General features: G+C 64.8%; 15 protein-coding genes and 1 tRNA gene. 12 read left to right on the forward strand and 4 right to left on the reverse strand.

The features are described from left to right. Nucleotide 1 precedes the first annotated feature (1 nt). The 8 genes from cbiE to NKI01_RS09390 are packed head-to-tail and all read left to right on the forward strand — an operon-like array spanning nt 2 to nt 7,054. Nucleotides 2-1,243 carry a precorrin-6y C5,15-methyltransferase (decarboxylating) subunit CbiE gene (gene cbiE, locus NKI01_RS09355; RefSeq protein ID WP_352962932.1) on the forward strand — a complete coding sequence of 414 codons (1,242 nt, stop codon included), beginning with the start codon at nt 2-4 and terminating at the stop codon, nt 1,241-1,243. Further along, complete coding sequence (locus NKI01_RS09360) at nt 1,240-1,620, forward strand: cobalamin biosynthesis protein (RefSeq protein ID WP_023720761.1); 381 nt, start codon at nt 1,240-1,242, stop codon at nt 1,618-1,620. The genes cbiE and NKI01_RS09360 overlap by 4 nt, the downstream gene beginning before the upstream one ends. Then, the gene (cobM, locus tag NKI01_RS09365; protein WP_352962935.1) at nt 1,617-2,381 is read left to right on the forward strand and encodes a precorrin-4 C(11)-methyltransferase; all 765 of its coding nucleotides are present in this window, start codon (nt 1,617-1,619) and stop codon (nt 2,379-2,381) included. Before NKI01_RS09360 ends, cobM begins: the two co-directional genes overlap by 4 nt. Beyond that, nucleotides 2,378-3,184, forward strand: coding sequence for a uroporphyrinogen-III C-methyltransferase (gene cobA / locus NKI01_RS09370; protein ID WP_023720763.1), 807 nt, complete (start codon nt 2,378-2,380; stop codon nt 3,182-3,184). The genes cobM and cobA overlap by 4 nt, the downstream gene beginning before the upstream one ends. Next, nucleotides 3,181-4,494 (forward strand): cobyrinic acid a,c-diamide synthase CobB, encoded by a 1,314-nt coding sequence (locus NKI01_RS09375; protein WP_023720764.1) that lies wholly within the window; start codon nt 3,181-3,183, stop codon nt 4,492-4,494. Before cobA ends, NKI01_RS09375 begins: the two co-directional genes overlap by 4 nt. After that, nucleotides 4,491-5,252: an adenosylcobinamide-GDP ribazoletransferase gene (gene cobS, locus NKI01_RS09380; protein WP_352855236.1), complete on the forward strand. Its 762-nt coding sequence runs from the start codon at nt 4,491-4,493 to the stop codon at nt 5,250-5,252. The genes NKI01_RS09375 and cobS overlap by 4 nt, the downstream gene beginning before the upstream one ends. A gap of 24 nt (nt 5,253-5,276) precedes the next feature. Continuing rightward, nucleotides 5,277-6,287 carry a nicotinate-nucleotide--dimethylbenzimidazole phosphoribosyltransferase gene (gene cobT, locus NKI01_RS09385; RefSeq protein WP_023720766.1) on the forward strand — a complete coding sequence of 337 codons (1,011 nt, stop codon included), beginning with the start codon at nt 5,277-5,279 and terminating at the stop codon, nt 6,285-6,287. Between the two features lie 26 nt (nt 6,288-6,313). Further along, nucleotides 6,314-7,054, forward strand: a complete 741-nt coding sequence (locus NKI01_RS09390) for a hypothetical protein (protein WP_023720767.1) — start codon at nt 6,314-6,316, stop codon at nt 7,052-7,054. A gap of 78 nt (nt 7,055-7,132) precedes the next feature. On the opposite strand, the gene NKI01_RS09395 is transcribed toward NKI01_RS09390, so the two are convergent. Further along, nucleotides 7,133-7,208 (reverse strand) — tRNA-Lys (locus NKI01_RS09395). A gap of 344 nt (nt 7,209-7,552) precedes the next feature. Then, the gene (locus tag NKI01_RS09400; RefSeq protein WP_352788435.1) at nt 7,553-8,458 is read right to left on the reverse strand and encodes a PhzF family phenazine biosynthesis protein; all 906 of its coding nucleotides are present in this window, start codon (nt 8,456-8,458) and stop codon (nt 7,553-7,555) included. Nucleotides 8,459-8,569: 111 nt separating this feature from the next. On the opposite strand from NKI01_RS09400, the gene NKI01_RS09405 reads away from it, so the two are divergent. From NKI01_RS09405 to NKI01_RS09420, 4 genes are all read left to right on the forward strand, one after another. Next, the gene (locus NKI01_RS09405) at nt 8,570-9,862 is read left to right on the forward strand and encodes an efflux RND transporter periplasmic adaptor subunit (RefSeq protein ID WP_352639666.1); all 1,293 of its coding nucleotides are present in this window, start codon (nt 8,570-8,572) and stop codon (nt 9,860-9,862) included. 2 nt (nt 9,863-9,864) lie between these two features. Then, nucleotides 9,865-10,572 (forward strand): ABC transporter ATP-binding protein, encoded by a 708-nt coding sequence (locus NKI01_RS09410; RefSeq protein WP_352495192.1) that lies wholly within the window; start codon nt 9,865-9,867, stop codon nt 10,570-10,572. Between the two features lie 2 nt (nt 10,573-10,574). After that, nucleotides 10,575-11,792 carry an ABC transporter permease gene (locus NKI01_RS09415; RefSeq protein WP_352495191.1) on the forward strand — a complete coding sequence of 406 codons (1,218 nt, stop codon included), beginning with the start codon at nt 10,575-10,577 and terminating at the stop codon, nt 11,790-11,792. 113 nt (nt 11,793-11,905) lie between these two features. After that, nucleotides 11,906-12,148 carry a hypothetical protein gene (locus NKI01_RS09420; protein WP_023720771.1) on the forward strand — a complete coding sequence of 81 codons (243 nt, stop codon included), beginning with the start codon at nt 11,906-11,908 and terminating at the stop codon, nt 12,146-12,148. On the opposite strand, the gene NKI01_RS09425 is transcribed toward NKI01_RS09420, so the two are convergent. Together NKI01_RS09425 and NKI01_RS09430 are read right to left on the reverse strand one after the other, a co-directional pair. After that, nucleotides 12,145-12,873: a hypothetical protein gene (locus tag NKI01_RS09425; RefSeq protein ID WP_023720772.1), complete on the reverse strand. Its 729-nt coding sequence runs from the start codon at nt 12,871-12,873 to the stop codon at nt 12,145-12,147. The genes NKI01_RS09420 and NKI01_RS09425 overlap by 4 nt on opposite strands. A 7-nt stretch (nt 12,874-12,880) precedes the next feature. Then, nucleotides 12,881-13,993, reverse strand: coding sequence for an endonuclease/exonuclease/phosphatase family protein (locus NKI01_RS09430; protein WP_023720773.1), 1,113 nt, complete (start codon nt 13,991-13,993; stop codon nt 12,881-12,883). Between the last annotated feature and the right edge of the window lie 59 nt (nt 13,994-14,052).

A 14,052-nucleotide genomic window follows, 5' to 3' on the forward strand; every position in this document is an offset into this window, starting at 1 on the left:
CATGCCTGCTGAAGGTCCGCGCGCCGCCGTGCTCACTCCAAAATGGCTCACGATCATCGGCATCGGCGAGGACGGTGTAGCGGGTCTCGGCGACGAGGCCAAGCAGTTGATCGCGGGTGCCGAATTCGTTTTCGGCGGCAAGCGCCACCTGGCCCTCGTCGCATCGCTCGCCAAAGGTGAAGCGCGCGCCTGGCCGACGCCTTTCGATGCCGAAATGCGCGACGTGCTGGCGCTCTCCGTCAGACGCGTCTGCGTGCTGGCCTCCGGCGATCCCTTCTACCACGGTGTCGGCGTCACCCTCGCCCGCAAGGTCGCGGCGGAGGATATGCGGGTGATCCCCGCGCCCTCGGCCTTCTCGCTGGCCGCCTCACGCTTGGGCTGGGCGCTACAGGACGTCGAGACCATTTCGCTGCATGGCCGCCCGCTCGACCTGATCCGGCCGTTGCTGCATCCTTGCACCCGCATTCTGGCGCTGACCTCGGATAGCGATGCACCGGAAGCGATTGCCCGTCTCATGACCGAACTCGGCTTCGGCGCCTCGCGGTTGACGGTTCTGGAGGCGCTGGGTGGGCAGAACGAAAGGCTGCGCTCGGCGAACGCCGGCGCTTTCGACCTCGAAAAGATCAACCCACTCAACGTGCTCGCAATCGAAGTTGATTCGACCCCGCAATCACGCGTCCTGCCGCTGACATCGGGCCTTGCCGATCATTTGTTCGAGCACGACGGCCAGATCACCAAGCGCGAAGTGCGCGCCGTCACCCTGTCCGCTCTCGCGCCAAGGCGCGGCGAACTGCTGTGGGACATTGGCGCCGGCTCCGGCTCCATCGGCGTCGAATGGATGCTCGCGCATCCCTCCATGCGCGCCATCGCCGTCGAAGGCGATCCGGCCCGCGCCGCGCGCATCCGACACAACGCCGCGGCCTGCGGCGTTCCCGGTCTCGCCGTCGTTGAAGGTTCGGCACCGCAAGCTCTTGCCGGACTGGAAACGCCGGCGGCGATCTTCATCGGCGGCGGCGGCAGCGATGCCGGCGTGCTGGAAAGAGCCATCGATGCCTTACCCGCCGGCGGCCGCCTCGTCGCCAACGCGGTGACGCTGGAGATGGAGGCACTGCTGCTTTCCCGTCACGCTGCGCTCGGCGGCGAGCTCACCCGCATCGCCATATCCCGTGCTTCGCCGGTCGGTTCGATGCAGGCTTGGCGGCCGGCTATGCCGGTCACCCAATGGAGCTGGGTGAAGCCATGATGGTCGCGGGCATCGGCAGCCGCAAAGGCGTCAGCGCACGCGACGTGCTTGCTGCGGTAGAAACCGCGCTGGAGGCGCACGGGCTTGCCCTGCCCGCGCTTTCGGCGCTCGCGACCGCGTCTCTCAAGCAGGATGAAGCGGCAATCTTCGCCGCCGGACGCGAACTCCGCCTTCCGGTGATCGTTGTCGAGCAGGACGAACTCAAAGCTGCATCTACAACCAGCCACTCCAACCTATCACAGGAGCACGCCGGCACGCCGTCGGTTTCCGAAGCCTCCGCGCTTGCCGCCGCCGGCAAAGGCGCAAAACTGCTCGGACCACGCACCGTGCTCGGTGCTGTCACCTGCGCCATCGCCATCAGCGGAGATGCGGTATGACCGTCCATTTCATCGGCGCCGGCCCGGGTGCCGCCGATCTGATCACCTTGCGCGGGAGCCGTCTGCTCGGCAGTTGTCCCATCTGCCTCTATGCCGGATCGATCGTCGCGCCGGAGCTGTTGCAGCACTGCGCGCCCGGAACGATGTTGATCGACACCGCGCCGATGTCACTCGACGAGATCGAGGCCGAATATCTGGCAGCCCACGCGGCCGGCCATGATGTCACCCGCCTCCATTCAGGCGACCTTTCCGTGTGGAGCGCCGTTGCCGAGCAGATCCGCCGGCTGGAAAAGCACGGCATCCCTTACACGCTGACGCCGGGCGTGCCGTCTTTTGCCGCCGCGGCCGCCGCGCTGCGCCGCGAGCTGACCATTCCGGAAGTCGCGCAAAGCCTGGTGCTGACCCGCATCTCCGGCCGCGCCTCGAAAATGCCGCCCGGAGAAACACTGGCCGGCTTCGGCCGCACCGGCGCCACGCTCGCCATCCACCTCGCCATCCACGCTGTCGACCGCGTCGTCGCCGAGCTGACGCCCTACTACGGCGCCGACTGCCCAGTCGCGGTCGTCTTCCGCGCCTCCTGGCCGGACGAGCGGGTGTTGACCGGCACGCTGGCGACCATTGAGGCGCAGCTAGGCGCGGATCCGATGGAACGCACGGCGATCATCTTCGTCGGCCGCTCGCTGGCGGCGGAAGATTTTAGTGAAAGTTCACTTTACGACGCCCACTACCAGCGGCGTTTTCGCGGACGAGACGGATCGTGAGCGGCAGCAATAGAAACACTACTGTCGAGCAGGCGCTCACCCGGCTGAACTTCAAGCCGCGCCAGCTGGAGCCCGGACATGTCTGGCTGGCCGGCGCCGGCCCTGGCGATCCCGGCTGCCTGACGCTGGAAGTGCTGGCCGCCCTCGGACAGTGCGACGCGCTGGTTTATGACGCGCTGGTCTCGCCCGAAGTCGTCGCCGTCGCCGAGGGCGCGGAACTGTTCTATGCCGGCAAGCGCGGTGGCAAACCATCGATGAAGCAGGACGACATCACCGCTCTGCTGGTCCGGCTGGCGCGCGAGGGCCGGCGCGTCGTCAGGCTGAAGGGCGGCGACCCCTATATTTTCGGGCGTGGCGGCGAAGAGGCGCTGGCGCTGGCCGGGGAAACCATCCCGTTCCACATCCTGCCTGGCCTGACGTCCGGCCTCAGCGCGCTGGCCGCCACCGGCATTCCCGGCACCATGCGCGGCATCAACAAGGCGCTGATCCTGGCGACCGGTCACGCCGCCGGCACCGATGACGATCTCGACTGGGCGGCCATCGCCCGTACCGGCCAGCCGGTGGTCATCTATATGGGCATGGCCAATCTGCCGCTGATCGCCGCCTCGCTGCTTGAGGGCGCGCTGGCGCCTTCGACGCCCGCCGCGGTAATTGTCGCTGCGACGACACCGCAGGAACGGATCGTCGTCGCCACGCTCGCCACCATTGCGGAAGAGGCAGCGGCCGCCGGTCTGACCTCGCCGGCGCTGATCGTCGTTGGCGGCATCGTCGCGATGCGCGCGGCATTGGCGGGTGAGTCATGACCCGCGCCATCATCATCGGCGCGCCGCGCTCGGGCTCGGGCAAAACCAGCGTCACCATCGGCATTCTGCGCGCGCTCGCCCGGCGCGGCCTGAAGGTGCGCGGCGCCAAATCCGGCCCGGACTATATCGATCCCGGCTTCCACGCCGCAGCCACCGGCCTGTCCGGCGTCAATCTCGACAGTTGGGCAATGCCGCCTGCCCTGCTCAACGCGCTGGCTGGTGAAGCGAACGAGGATGCCGAATTTATCTTTCTCGAAAGCGCCATGGGCCTGTTCGACGGGATTCCGGCTGCTCCAGGACGGTCCGGCTCGGCTGCCGACCTTGCCCGGCTCTACGGCCTGCCGGTGCTGCTGGTGCTCGACGTTTCCGGCCAGTCGACCACGGCAGCGGCCGTCGCCAAGGGTTTTGCCACCTACGATCCGGATGTGCGCATGGCGGGGGTCGTGCTCAACCGGCTCGGCAGCGAGCGCCACGGCCGGCTATGCGGCGATGCCATCGAGGCACTCGGGCTGCCTGTCGTCGGCGCTATCTTGCGCGATCCCTCGCTCAACCTGCCCGAACGCCATCTCGGCCTCGTCCAGGCCGGCGAATATGAGAATCTGATGGCGCACCTCGACCGGCTGGCCGACATGGTCGAGCGCTCGCTCGACCTCGACGCCATCATGGCGCTGGCGGCGCCATTCACGCCCGCGCCGGGCAATTTCGGCGACGCGCTGCCGCCCCCCGGCCAGCGCATTGCACTTGCCGAGGACGCCGCCTTCAGCTTCCTCTATCCGCATGTCGCCATGCATTGGCGCAAGGCCGGCGCCGAGATTATTCCCTTCTCGCCACTCGCCGACGAAGCACCAGGCGACAATTGCGATGTCTGTTGGCTGCCCGGCGGCTATCCCGAGCTTCACGCCGGTCGCCTCGCCGCCGCGGCGAATTTCAGAGCCGGCATGGCGCGGTTCGCCGCTACGCGGCCGGTGCATGGTGAGTGCGGCGGCTTCATGGTGCTCGGCGAGGCGCTCGAGGACGCGTCGGGCGAGACGCATCGAATGCTTGGCCTGCTCGGTCATTCGACCAGCTTCGCCAAGCGCAAGATGAATCTCGGCTACCGCGAGGCGCGGCTGCGTTCCGGGTGCCCGCTCGGCAGCCACGGCACGCTGATCCGCGGCCACGAATTCCATTATGCGCAGATGATCGCGACCGGCAATGACGAGCCGCTGGCCGACCTCGCCGATGGGCAAGGCAATCCGCTCGGCGCCTCCGGCTACCGGCGCGGCCATGTCAGCGGCACCTTCTTCCATGCCATTGCGAGGGGTGGATGAAGGCCTCGCAACGGCAGATTTTCGAGGACATCGCGCTTTGCCTCGTCTTCTTCACCCGGCTGCCGCTGCCGAGAACCGACTTCCGCGTCCGTAGCCTTGCTGCCGCGATCTGGGCGGCGCCCGTGGCCGGCCTCGCCGTCGCTCTGGCCGGTGCGCTGGTCTACGCCATCGGGACAAGGCTCGGCCTGGCCGGAGGGTCTGCCGCCGCATTGACCCTTGCCGCGATCTTGCTCGCCACCGGCTGTCTGCATGAGGACGGGCTTTCGGATGTCGCCGACGGTTTTGGCGGCGGCAAGACACGCGACAGAAAGCTGGAGATCATGCGCGACAGCCGCATCGGTGCCTACGGCGCTTGTGCACTTGCTGTCTCGCTGCTGATCCGCTGGACCGTGCTCGCCGAACTCGCCGGCCCGGTCTACGTGTTCTGGGCCCTCATAGCCGCGCATGCCGCTTCGCGCGGCCTGCTCGGCGCGTTCATGCACCTGTTGCCGCCAGCGCGCGCAGACGGCCTCTCGGCCAATGCGGGGACGGTCTCGGCCGAGACCGCTGGTATCGGGGCCGTGCTCGGCGCCATCCCACTGCTGGCGCTTGGGTTCGGCGCTGCCGTTTTCGCGATCATCCTGCTCGGTCTGTTATTCGCCGCCTTCCGCGCGCTTTGCCTCAATCAGATCGGCGGCCAGACCGGCGACACCGTCGGCGCCCTTCAGCAGCTCGGCGAGATCGCAATCCTGCTCGTCGCTTCCGTTTCCCTATCCTGACTCTGTTTCGGAGATTTTGCCCCCATGCCTTTCAAATCGCTCGATGAACTGCGCGCCGCCTGCCTCGACCTGCCCAATGGCAGCGACGCCGCGGCCAATGCCGTCGCCCACCGCCAGGACACCCTGACCAAGCCGCAAGGCAGCCTCGGCCGGCTGGAGGCGATAGCCGCCTGGCTGGCGCGCTGGCAGGGCCGCGACATGCCAAAACTCGACCGCGTCAAGGTCTTCGTCTTCGCCGGCAATCACGGCGTCACCGCACAGGGCGTGTCGGCCTTCCCCTCGGAAGTCACCGTGCAGATGGTGGCGAATTTCGCCGGCGGCGGCGCCGCCATCAACCAGCTTGCCCGCATTGCCGGTGCCGAACTCGACGTCATCCCGCTCGACCTCGACCGTCCGACCGGCGATTTCACCCAAGGACCCGCAATGAATGACGAGGCCTTCCTCGCCGCTGTCTCCGCGGGCTACGACGCGGTCAGCAAGGATCTCGACCTCGTCTGCTTCGGTGAAATGGGCATCGGCAACACCACCCCGGCGGCGGCCATCTCAACCGCGCTGTTCGGCGGCGGCGCGGAAAGATGGACCGGGCGCGGCACCGGCGTCGATGATGCCGGCCTTGTGCGCAAGATCGTCGCCATCGAGGCCGGCCTCAAGCGCCACGCCGAGGCTCTCACTGATCCCCTGCAGATCGCAGCCACGCTTGGCGGGCGCGAACTCGCCGCCATCTTCGGCGCAACGCTCGCCGCTCGCCGTCTTGGTGTGCCGGTGCTGCTCGACGGCTTCGTCTGCACCGCCGCCGCCGCACCCCTGGCGAAACTGCACCCGGCAGGCCTCGCCCACACACTCGCTGCCCACGTCTCCGCCGAATCCGGCCATCGCCGCCTGCTCGAAGCGCTCGGCCTGCCGCCGCTGCTTGATCTCGGCATGCGGCTCGGCGAAGGCTCCGGCGCCTGCCTCGCCGTCAACATTGTTCGTTCAGCGCTCGAATGCCACGCCCGCATGGCAAGCTTTGCTGAGGCTGGTGTTTCGGAGACGTAAACGCTCGCAAAGTTTGGGCTGCGTCGATGAACGAACCCTCGCAACATTTCGGAAACCCCAAACAGGGGCTTCGCGATATTCTTGCTCGGATTATCGAAGATTTCGACAGCAAGAGCGGAGCTTTTGCTGGGTTGAAATACAATTCGCCGTGGATACTGGCCACGGCGGATTGGGCAGAGCGATCCGGCCATACGGTCGAAGAACTGTGCGAGATGATTTCTCAATGGCGAATTTCAATTTTTTCCGGCGAGCAGACAAATCCGAAAATCGTTCAGATTTTCGAAGATCTTCGCAGCGCTGCGGAGGAGTGGAGAACCGAGACGGACTATGTCGATCCGCCTACTCCCTATAACCCTGAAGAGGCAAAATTCCCTAATCGCAAGGAGCTGAAAGCCCATACCCTTAAGGCTTGGAGTTCTTTGGGGCTATCGACGCAATGGCATCAATACGATGCCCGAGACCTTAGTTTTAGCGGAATCTTCGAAGACAAATTTGGTCATGATATTAGATTCTCGATGACTTTCAAGCTAGCATACGGTGGCCCCGTAAGATTGTTCTTCCAATTTCCTTACTATTCGGAAGGCGATCCGAGACATCTAGACCTCTTTATGCTTTCAGGCTGGTTTGTCTGTCAGGACCTCCGTTTGCCCGAAGCACCCGACCTTAAATGGACCGTCGGTAAAAGCAGGACAAACTTCGATGCCGTCGACGGCGTCTTGGCCATAGTGCGGGCGATCCTCAGCTGTCTGCGGCCAACTATCCAATAGCGGTTGCATAAATGCGGCCACCCGACAGCGGCGAAACATCCCGCTTTCTAGGTCTTTCCACCAATTTTCTGAAAAATTTGGTGGGTGCGCACAGGATTGAACTGTGGACCCGCTGATTAAGAGTCAGCTGCTCTACCAACTGAGCTACGCACCCACTCGGCCGGCAAAACCGGCGTTGGCGGGCATATAGCCGCCGACATCCGCCATGTCCAGCCCTGCCGGATTCATTTCCCGACAAATCGCACCGGGGGTCTCGTCATCCCTGGGCGGAGCGAACGCGAAGCGGAGCGCAGACCCTGGGACCCGTGCCGTGACAGTCGTCGAAGAACGCAGCGACGCGGATTAGCATCCGTCCGCAAATGAGCAGAAAGACGGCGGCTAGTTGAAGTCCAGCTTGCACCGTCCGCGCGTTGCCGTCCGGTCACGGCATGGATCCCAGAGTCTTCGCGAGTCGCTTCGCTCCTGCTCCGCCCTAGGAAGACGAAGCGTAAGGTAGGATCAGACAAACAGCTTGCCTTCCGCCACCTTGACCGCATGGCCGCCGATGCGGGCGGCTGCCAGTTTGCCGCCTTCGACATTCAGTTCGAGGCGAATGCGCGACGGCCGGCCCATCTCCAGCCCTTGCTCGATCCACAGCTGCGACGCACCATCCGTCGGCCGGTCGAAATGCATGATCGCGCCGGCGAAGGCGGCGGCCGCCGAGCCGGTCGCCGGGTCTTCGTAGGAAGGGTTGCCGGGTACGACCATGCGGACATGGAAGGCGCTGTCGTGGTGCACCGTCTCGCGGCAATACACATAGGGGCTGGCGAAGGCCCATTCGCTCTTGCGCGGCGCCAGTTCCGTCCACGCCTGGTTGTCCAGCCTGATCCGGGCAGCCGCCTCTAGATTGGCGACGGGGATGGTCACGTAAGGCACTCCAGCCGACCAAAATGAAACGCGGTGGTTCTCGAAGCCGATCTCGTGCGGCCCAAGGCCAAGGGCCGCACCGATCGCCTCGGGATCGGCCGACAATTCCAGCTGCGCCGGCAGTTTTGCCAGGTCGAACTCGGCGAAGGTCGAACCATCGTGCTTGCTGACAGCGCAGCGCACCGGGCCGATATTCTCCTCGAGCACGAAGATGCCGGCGGCCTCTCCCGCCATTTCGGCGAGCGCTATCGCCGAGCCGACAGTTGGGTGGCCGGCGAACGGCATTTCATAGTCAGGCGTGAAGATTCGGATGCGGGCCCGGTGCTTCGGGTTGTCGGGCGGCAGCACGAAGACGGTTTCGGACAGGTTGAACTCGCGCGCCACCGCCTGCATCGCCGCAACGTCCAGCCCGTCGCAGTCGAGTACCACGGCCAGCGGATTGCCGGCCAGCCGGGTGGTGGTGAATACGTCGTAAAGCAAGTAATTCCGCTTCTGCATTTCAGTAAGTCCTCTGCCTCATTCCCAACATGAGCGAAATTTAATTTGAATTTTGAACCATTAGGCCTGATTTGTGCACTGATGGGACATCACTGAACATAGGGGTCCGGCGTGGACCAGATTGTCAATCTGCCAAAGACGGATTCCACTTCCGCCATCGAGACGGCGCTCGGGCTTGACCACCAGGGCTTGAAGACAAAACGCCGTCGCGGTTGGCTTTACGCAGTGTTCGCACTGCTTGCCGTCGCCGCGGCTTTTGCCGGCTATGAGTGGTACGCGGGCTCGCCCGCCAAGATCGAGTATACCACGACACTGGCTGCCATGGCCGATCTTACCGTCGCGGTTTCGGCTACTGGCACGCTGCAGCCCCTCACCCAGGTCGATATTTCCAGCGAACTCTCCGGCGTCGTCCGCTCGGTCTCGGTCAACGAGAACCAGCTGGTGAAGAAGGGCGATGTGCTGGCCGCGCTCGACACTGCCAAGCTGGAGGTCCAGATCGAGCGCGCCCAGGCCTCCGCCAAGGCGGCGGCGGCGAGCGTCGAGGACGCCACCGTGACCCTGGCCGAAAACGAAAAGGGCCTGGTGCGCGCGGCGCAATTGACCAAGCGCGGCATGGCGACGGACCAGTCGCTTGAAGCGGCAACCGCCACGCGCGACCGCTCGAAGGCGGCGCTCGATATCGCCAGAGCCAACCTCGCCATGGCCAATGCCGATCTCAAGGCGCAGCAGACGGATCTTGCCAAGAGCACCATCTACGCTCCCATCGACGGCATCATATTGACGCGCTCGGTCGACCCCGGCCAGACGGTCGCCTCGTCGCTGCAGGCGCCGGTGCTGTTCGTCATCGCAGCGGATCTGAAGAACATGGAGCTGAAGGCTGCGGTCGACGAGGCCGACATCGGCGCCGTCAAACCCGGCCAGCATGCGCGCTTCACCGTCGATGCGTTCCCTGAACGGCCATTCGACGCCGAAATCCGCGACATTTCCTATGCCTCGGTCACTACCGACGGCGTCGTCACTTACGATGCAAGGCTGGATGTCGACAACAGCGAGCTTCTGTTGCGGCCCGGCATGACCGCCACCGTCTCGGTCGTCACCAAGCAGGCCAAAAACGTGCTAACCGTGCCGTCCATCGCCTTCCGCTACCGGCCGGCGCAGACGGCGGAGCGCGGTTGGAGCCTCACCGACCTGTTCACTGGCCGCATGGGACGCCCCGGAGGCAACCGCCAGCGCCAGGCGGCGACGAAGCCCACCGACGGCTCGCGCACGCTCTACGTGCTGGAGAATGGGCGGCCGCATCCGGTCAACGTCAAGGTCGGCTCGACAGATGGCGAACTGACCGAGATCGTTTCCGGCCTCGAGGAAGGCGCGCAAGTCATTACCGCCTCGCAGCAGAGGAGCTGATCGTGGCATCCGGCGCGACCCTCATCGGCTTCGACAAGGTCTGCAAAAGCTATGGCCAGGGCGAAGCCCGGGTGCATGCGCTGGCCGGCGTCGACCTCGCCATCAGGCGCGGCGAATTCGTCGCCATCATGGGCCCGTCCGGCTCGGGCAAATCGACGGCCATGAACATCATTGGCTGCCTCGACACGCCGACGGCCGGGACCTACAGCTTCGAAGGCATCGACGCCGGCCGTCTCGACCGCAACCGCCGTGCTCAGCTGCGCAATCTTTATGTCGGCTTCGTTTTCCAGGGCTATAATCTGTTGCCGCGCACCACGGCGGCCGAGAATGTCGAACTGCCGCTGATCTATCGCGGCGTCGGTGCCCGCGAGCGCCGCGGCCTGGCCATGCAGGCACTTGCCGAGGTCGGCCTTATCGGCCGCGAGCATCATACGCCGGCCGAGCTGTCCGGCGGCCAGCAGCAGCGCGTGGCGATCGCGCGCGCCATCGTCACCAGGCCGACGCTGCTCGTCGCCGACGAACCGACCGGCAATCTCGACACCGCCCGCACGCACGAGATCATGGAGCTCCTGACGCAGTTGAATACCGAGCTCGGTCTGACCATCGCGATGGTCACGCACGAAGCCGATGTTGCCGGCTGTGCGCAGCGCACGATCCGTTTCCTCGATGGCCATGTCGCCTCGGACACAGCCAATCTCGAGATGGCCTAGCCATGATCTGGGAAACCGTTCGCCTCTCGCTCCGCTCCATCCGCCGCAACGTGCTGCGCTCGTTCCTGACACTGCTCGGCATCGTCATCGGCGTCGCCGCCGTTATCGCCATGCTGACCATCGGCTCGGGCACCACCGAGAAGGTCAAGTCCGACATTTCCAAGCTCGGCAGCAACCTGCTCGTCATTCGTTCCGGCCGGCCGGCCGGACCCGGCGGCCCGGGAGGGCTCGACCAGGTGGTCCGGCCTCTTGCCGACAAGGACTTCGCCGCGCTTGTCGCGCACCTGGACGGCGCGCGCGCCATCTCGCCGGCGTCGCAAAAGCAGGTGCGCGTCATTTTCGGCACCGAAAGCCTGACCTCGGGCGTCACCGGCACCGACAGCGCCTATCTCGATGCCCGCGACTGGAAGCTGGTCTCGGGCCGCCCCTTCAGCGATTCGGAAACCCGCTCCGGCACCGGCGTCTGCCTCGTCGGCGAGACGGTGCGCCAGCAGTTCTTCGGCGCCGGCGATCCCGAAGGCGAGATCATCCGCGTCAACCGCACCTCCTGCAAGATCATCGGCCTGCTCGAACCGAAGGGCTATACCGGCTTCGGCCAGGACCAGGACAATGTCGTGCTGATGCCGCTTGCCGCCTATCAGCGTCGCATTGCCGGTAATCGCGACATCGACTCGATCTATGTCGCCGCCGACGACCGTACGCTGACCACGGTGCTGCAGCAGCGCGTCGAGGACATCTTGCGCGACACACGCCGCATCACGCCCGACCGTGACGATGATTTCTCGATCCGCGACATGACCCAGATCGCCGATGCCATGGCCAGCGCGACCACCACCATGACTGGCATGCTCGGCGCCGTCGCCGGCGTCAGCCTGCTCGTCGGCGGCATCGGCATCATGAACATCATGCTGGTGTCGGTAACCGAGCGCACGCGCGAGATCGGCATCAGGCTCGCCATCGGCGCCCACGAAAAGCATATCCTCATCCAGTTCCTGGTCGAGGCAACCGTGCTGTCGCTGCTTGGCGGCATCATCGGCATCCTGATCGGCCTGGCGCTTGCCGGCCTTGCCTCGCTGACGCTGACGATCCCGTTTGCGCCAAGCCCGGCGGTCATCCTGCTTGCGGTCGGCTTCTCCGCGCTGATCGGAATGGTGTTCGGCTTCTTCCCGGCGCTGCGCGGCGCGCGGCTTAACCCGATCGACGCGCTGAGACATGAGTAGGCGTTGCAGCAAGTGTCGCCTCCAGACGCTGCCGATTTTTTATGCAACCTGCCCTTGTCGCAGCACATTCTGCAATGATAACAATGCTGTTGGGGACTAAGGGGGAACAATGGATGAGCAAGAAAGCGCGACTGGCTCTGGCGATTGTGATCGTCGAAGCCGCCTTGGCAGGGCTTTGGTGGAATTTGATCCTTTATGGGATGGAGAATCCCGATCGCGTCACCGCTGACTTCCAGCAGGTAATTGGGCAGACGATGGGAACGGCGATGGGGGCGCTCCTGGGTCTCGGCGTGCTGTTGTATTTTGTCGCCGCCCGCAACGACCGCAAGGCTATTGAAGGCAGGCTACGACGTTAGAGTCGGAAGCCTTGCTCGCTCGCAAAGTGCCATTCGATCAGCGGTCTCATATGCGGCATCAGCCCGTCCGGCAGATCGGCGGCATTGCGGATGATGACGGGGCCTTCGATTTCAGGCTCTGACTCGGCGGCGACGAAAGCGCTGATCCGCTGTGCCAGGTCGTCGGCGGAGGCCGTCTCGCGGTAGCGGCGAAAAATCACCGTGCCGCTTGCCGTCGACAGGGCGTAATGGTGCCTGCCGCGTGCCGCGCCTGATAGGTCGAGGCCGGTCTCTTCCCGCACCTCGCGGATCATGTTGAAGTCGACGTCGACAAGGCCGTCGTGGAAATCGGTTGGCTCGAACGAACCGGCGGCGAAGTAGACGCGCCCGGCATTGACCGTATGCGGCGCCATGCGGATCGCCACCAACGCGTTGTCGCCGGCGACCAGCATGGCGTGCGCGTAGGCATGTTCGGCGCCAGGCACCTGCCTATTGCTGCGCCAAAGCATGAAGGTCGAATAACGCACCGCATGGCAGCGGCCGACGAGGCGATTGTCGCGATAGCTGAGAGCGGAAAGCAGCACCACGGTGCCGTCAAAAAGCGCCGGCTTGGCTGCGGTCTCACGCCGCCAGTTTGCGGCGATCGCCTCGGCATTATCGCGCTCGAACGGATGTGGGCCGGGATCGAGCCTGACGTCGATGGCATCGACCGGCAGGATGACGTTGCGCGGCAGGTCGAAACTCACGCGTGTCTCACGCCATGTCGAGGGCAATTGCTACCGGGCAATGGTCGGATGCCTTGGGCCGGTCCCACCCGGCGCGTGGAAAGCGCTCGACCTCCTGGCCCGCCGGAAATATGGTCCGCCAGGGCTGGCCGTTGCGGATGATATCGGGAACGGCGGTGGCGTTCTGCCTGGCTAGCGCCCTCGACAAAAGGATGTAGTCGAGCTGGCAGAGATGCCGCTCTTCCGGTCCGCGCGTGTGATAGAAAGTCCAGCGATCCATTTCCGGCCGCCGCTCGACCGCGTTTTCGCAAAAACCGCCGGCAGTGAGCACGTCGATGCAGGACCGGGTCTCGTCGATGACCTCGAAGCGATAGCCGTCGACGGCATCGCCGGTAATCTTCACGCGCTGCCGGTAGTCGTTCATGTCGCCGCAGATTGCCCAGCGTTTGTCGGCGGCATGGTCCTTGCCGAAGCGCTCCTCAATGATCCGCCGCACCGCTTGCGCCTCGGCGATGCGCAGCGGCATTGTTGCTTCACGGCCGTCGAGGCCGTTGCGGGGAGAGCCCATCGACTTGAAATGCACGAGATAGAGTGTCAACGGCGCGCCAGCCACCGTCAGATCGATTTCCAGGCAGTCGCGCCGGAAGATGCGTTCATTGGCCTGATGTCCAAGCGCTGCCAATTCCGCCGTGTGCAGCCCGAATTGCTCGAACGTGACATAGGCGTAGCTGGTCATACGCACGAATTCGATCGGCTGGCCCTGCGCGGTCTCGTTGCGCATCATCACGGCGACGTCAATGCCGCGCGAATCATTGCCGGCGGTGGTGTATTTCTGCCGGTAGCCTTGCCCCACCATCTTGAACAGATAGCCATATTCGAAGGCCCTCAGCGCCTCGATATTGTCGACCTCCTGCATGCAGATGATGTCGGCGCGGGTGGCCGCGATCGCCAGTGCCGTCAACTGCCGCGTGTCGTCAGACTGCGCGATCGCCCGCGCCTGCTCGAGCATCTTGTATTCGGCCTCGCTCTGGATGTCGAAAAGCGCCAGCGTGCGATCTTCGTTGAGCTGATTGCGGTATCCGGAATAATCAAACCTGTTCATCAGGTTTTCGACGTTGAATGTGGCAAGGCGCAGCGACATGGCTTTGACCTTTGCCCGCAAGCGCGCTCGAAAACAAGGGCGTAGAACCCAGGCGGCCC

The sequence above is a fragment of the Mesorhizobium sp. M0815 genome (genome assembly GCF_040319995.1).
Lineage (GTDB): Bacteria > Pseudomonadota > Alphaproteobacteria > Rhizobiales > Rhizobiaceae > Mesorhizobium.

Coding starts and splice junctions, on each gene's coding strand:
- cbiE (WP_352962932.1), top strand. CDS start 2: ATGCCTGCTGAAGGTCCGCGCGCCGCCGTGCTCACTCCAAAATGGCTC.
- NKI01_RS09360 (WP_023720761.1), top strand. CDS start 1,240: ATGATGGTCGCGGGCATCGGCAGCCGCAAAGGCGTCAGCGCACGCGAC.
- cobM (WP_352962935.1), top strand. CDS start 1,617: ATGACCGTCCATTTCATCGGCGCCGGCCCGGGTGCCGCCGATCTGATC.
- NKI01_RS09375 (WP_023720764.1), top strand. CDS start 3,181: ATGACCCGCGCCATCATCATCGGCGCGCCGCGCTCGGGCTCGGGCAAA.
- cobS (WP_352855236.1), top strand. CDS start 4,491: ATGAAGGCCTCGCAACGGCAGATTTTCGAGGACATCGCGCTTTGCCTC.
- cobT (WP_023720766.1), top strand. CDS start 5,277: ATGCCTTTCAAATCGCTCGATGAACTGCGCGCCGCCTGCCTCGACCTG.
- NKI01_RS09390 (WP_023720767.1), top strand. CDS start 6,314: ATGAACGAACCCTCGCAACATTTCGGAAACCCCAAACAGGGGCTTCGC.
- NKI01_RS09400 (WP_352788435.1), bottom strand. CDS start 8,458: ATGCAGAAGCGGAATTACTTGCTTTACGACGTATTCACCACCACCCGG.
- NKI01_RS09415 (WP_352495191.1), top strand. CDS start 10,575: ATGATCTGGGAAACCGTTCGCCTCTCGCTCCGCTCCATCCGCCGCAAC.
- NKI01_RS09420 (WP_023720771.1), top strand. CDS start 11,906: ATGAGCAAGAAAGCGCGACTGGCTCTGGCGATTGTGATCGTCGAAGCC.
- NKI01_RS09430 (WP_023720773.1), bottom strand. CDS start 13,993: ATGTCGCTGCGCCTTGCCACATTCAACGTCGAAAACCTGATGAACAGG.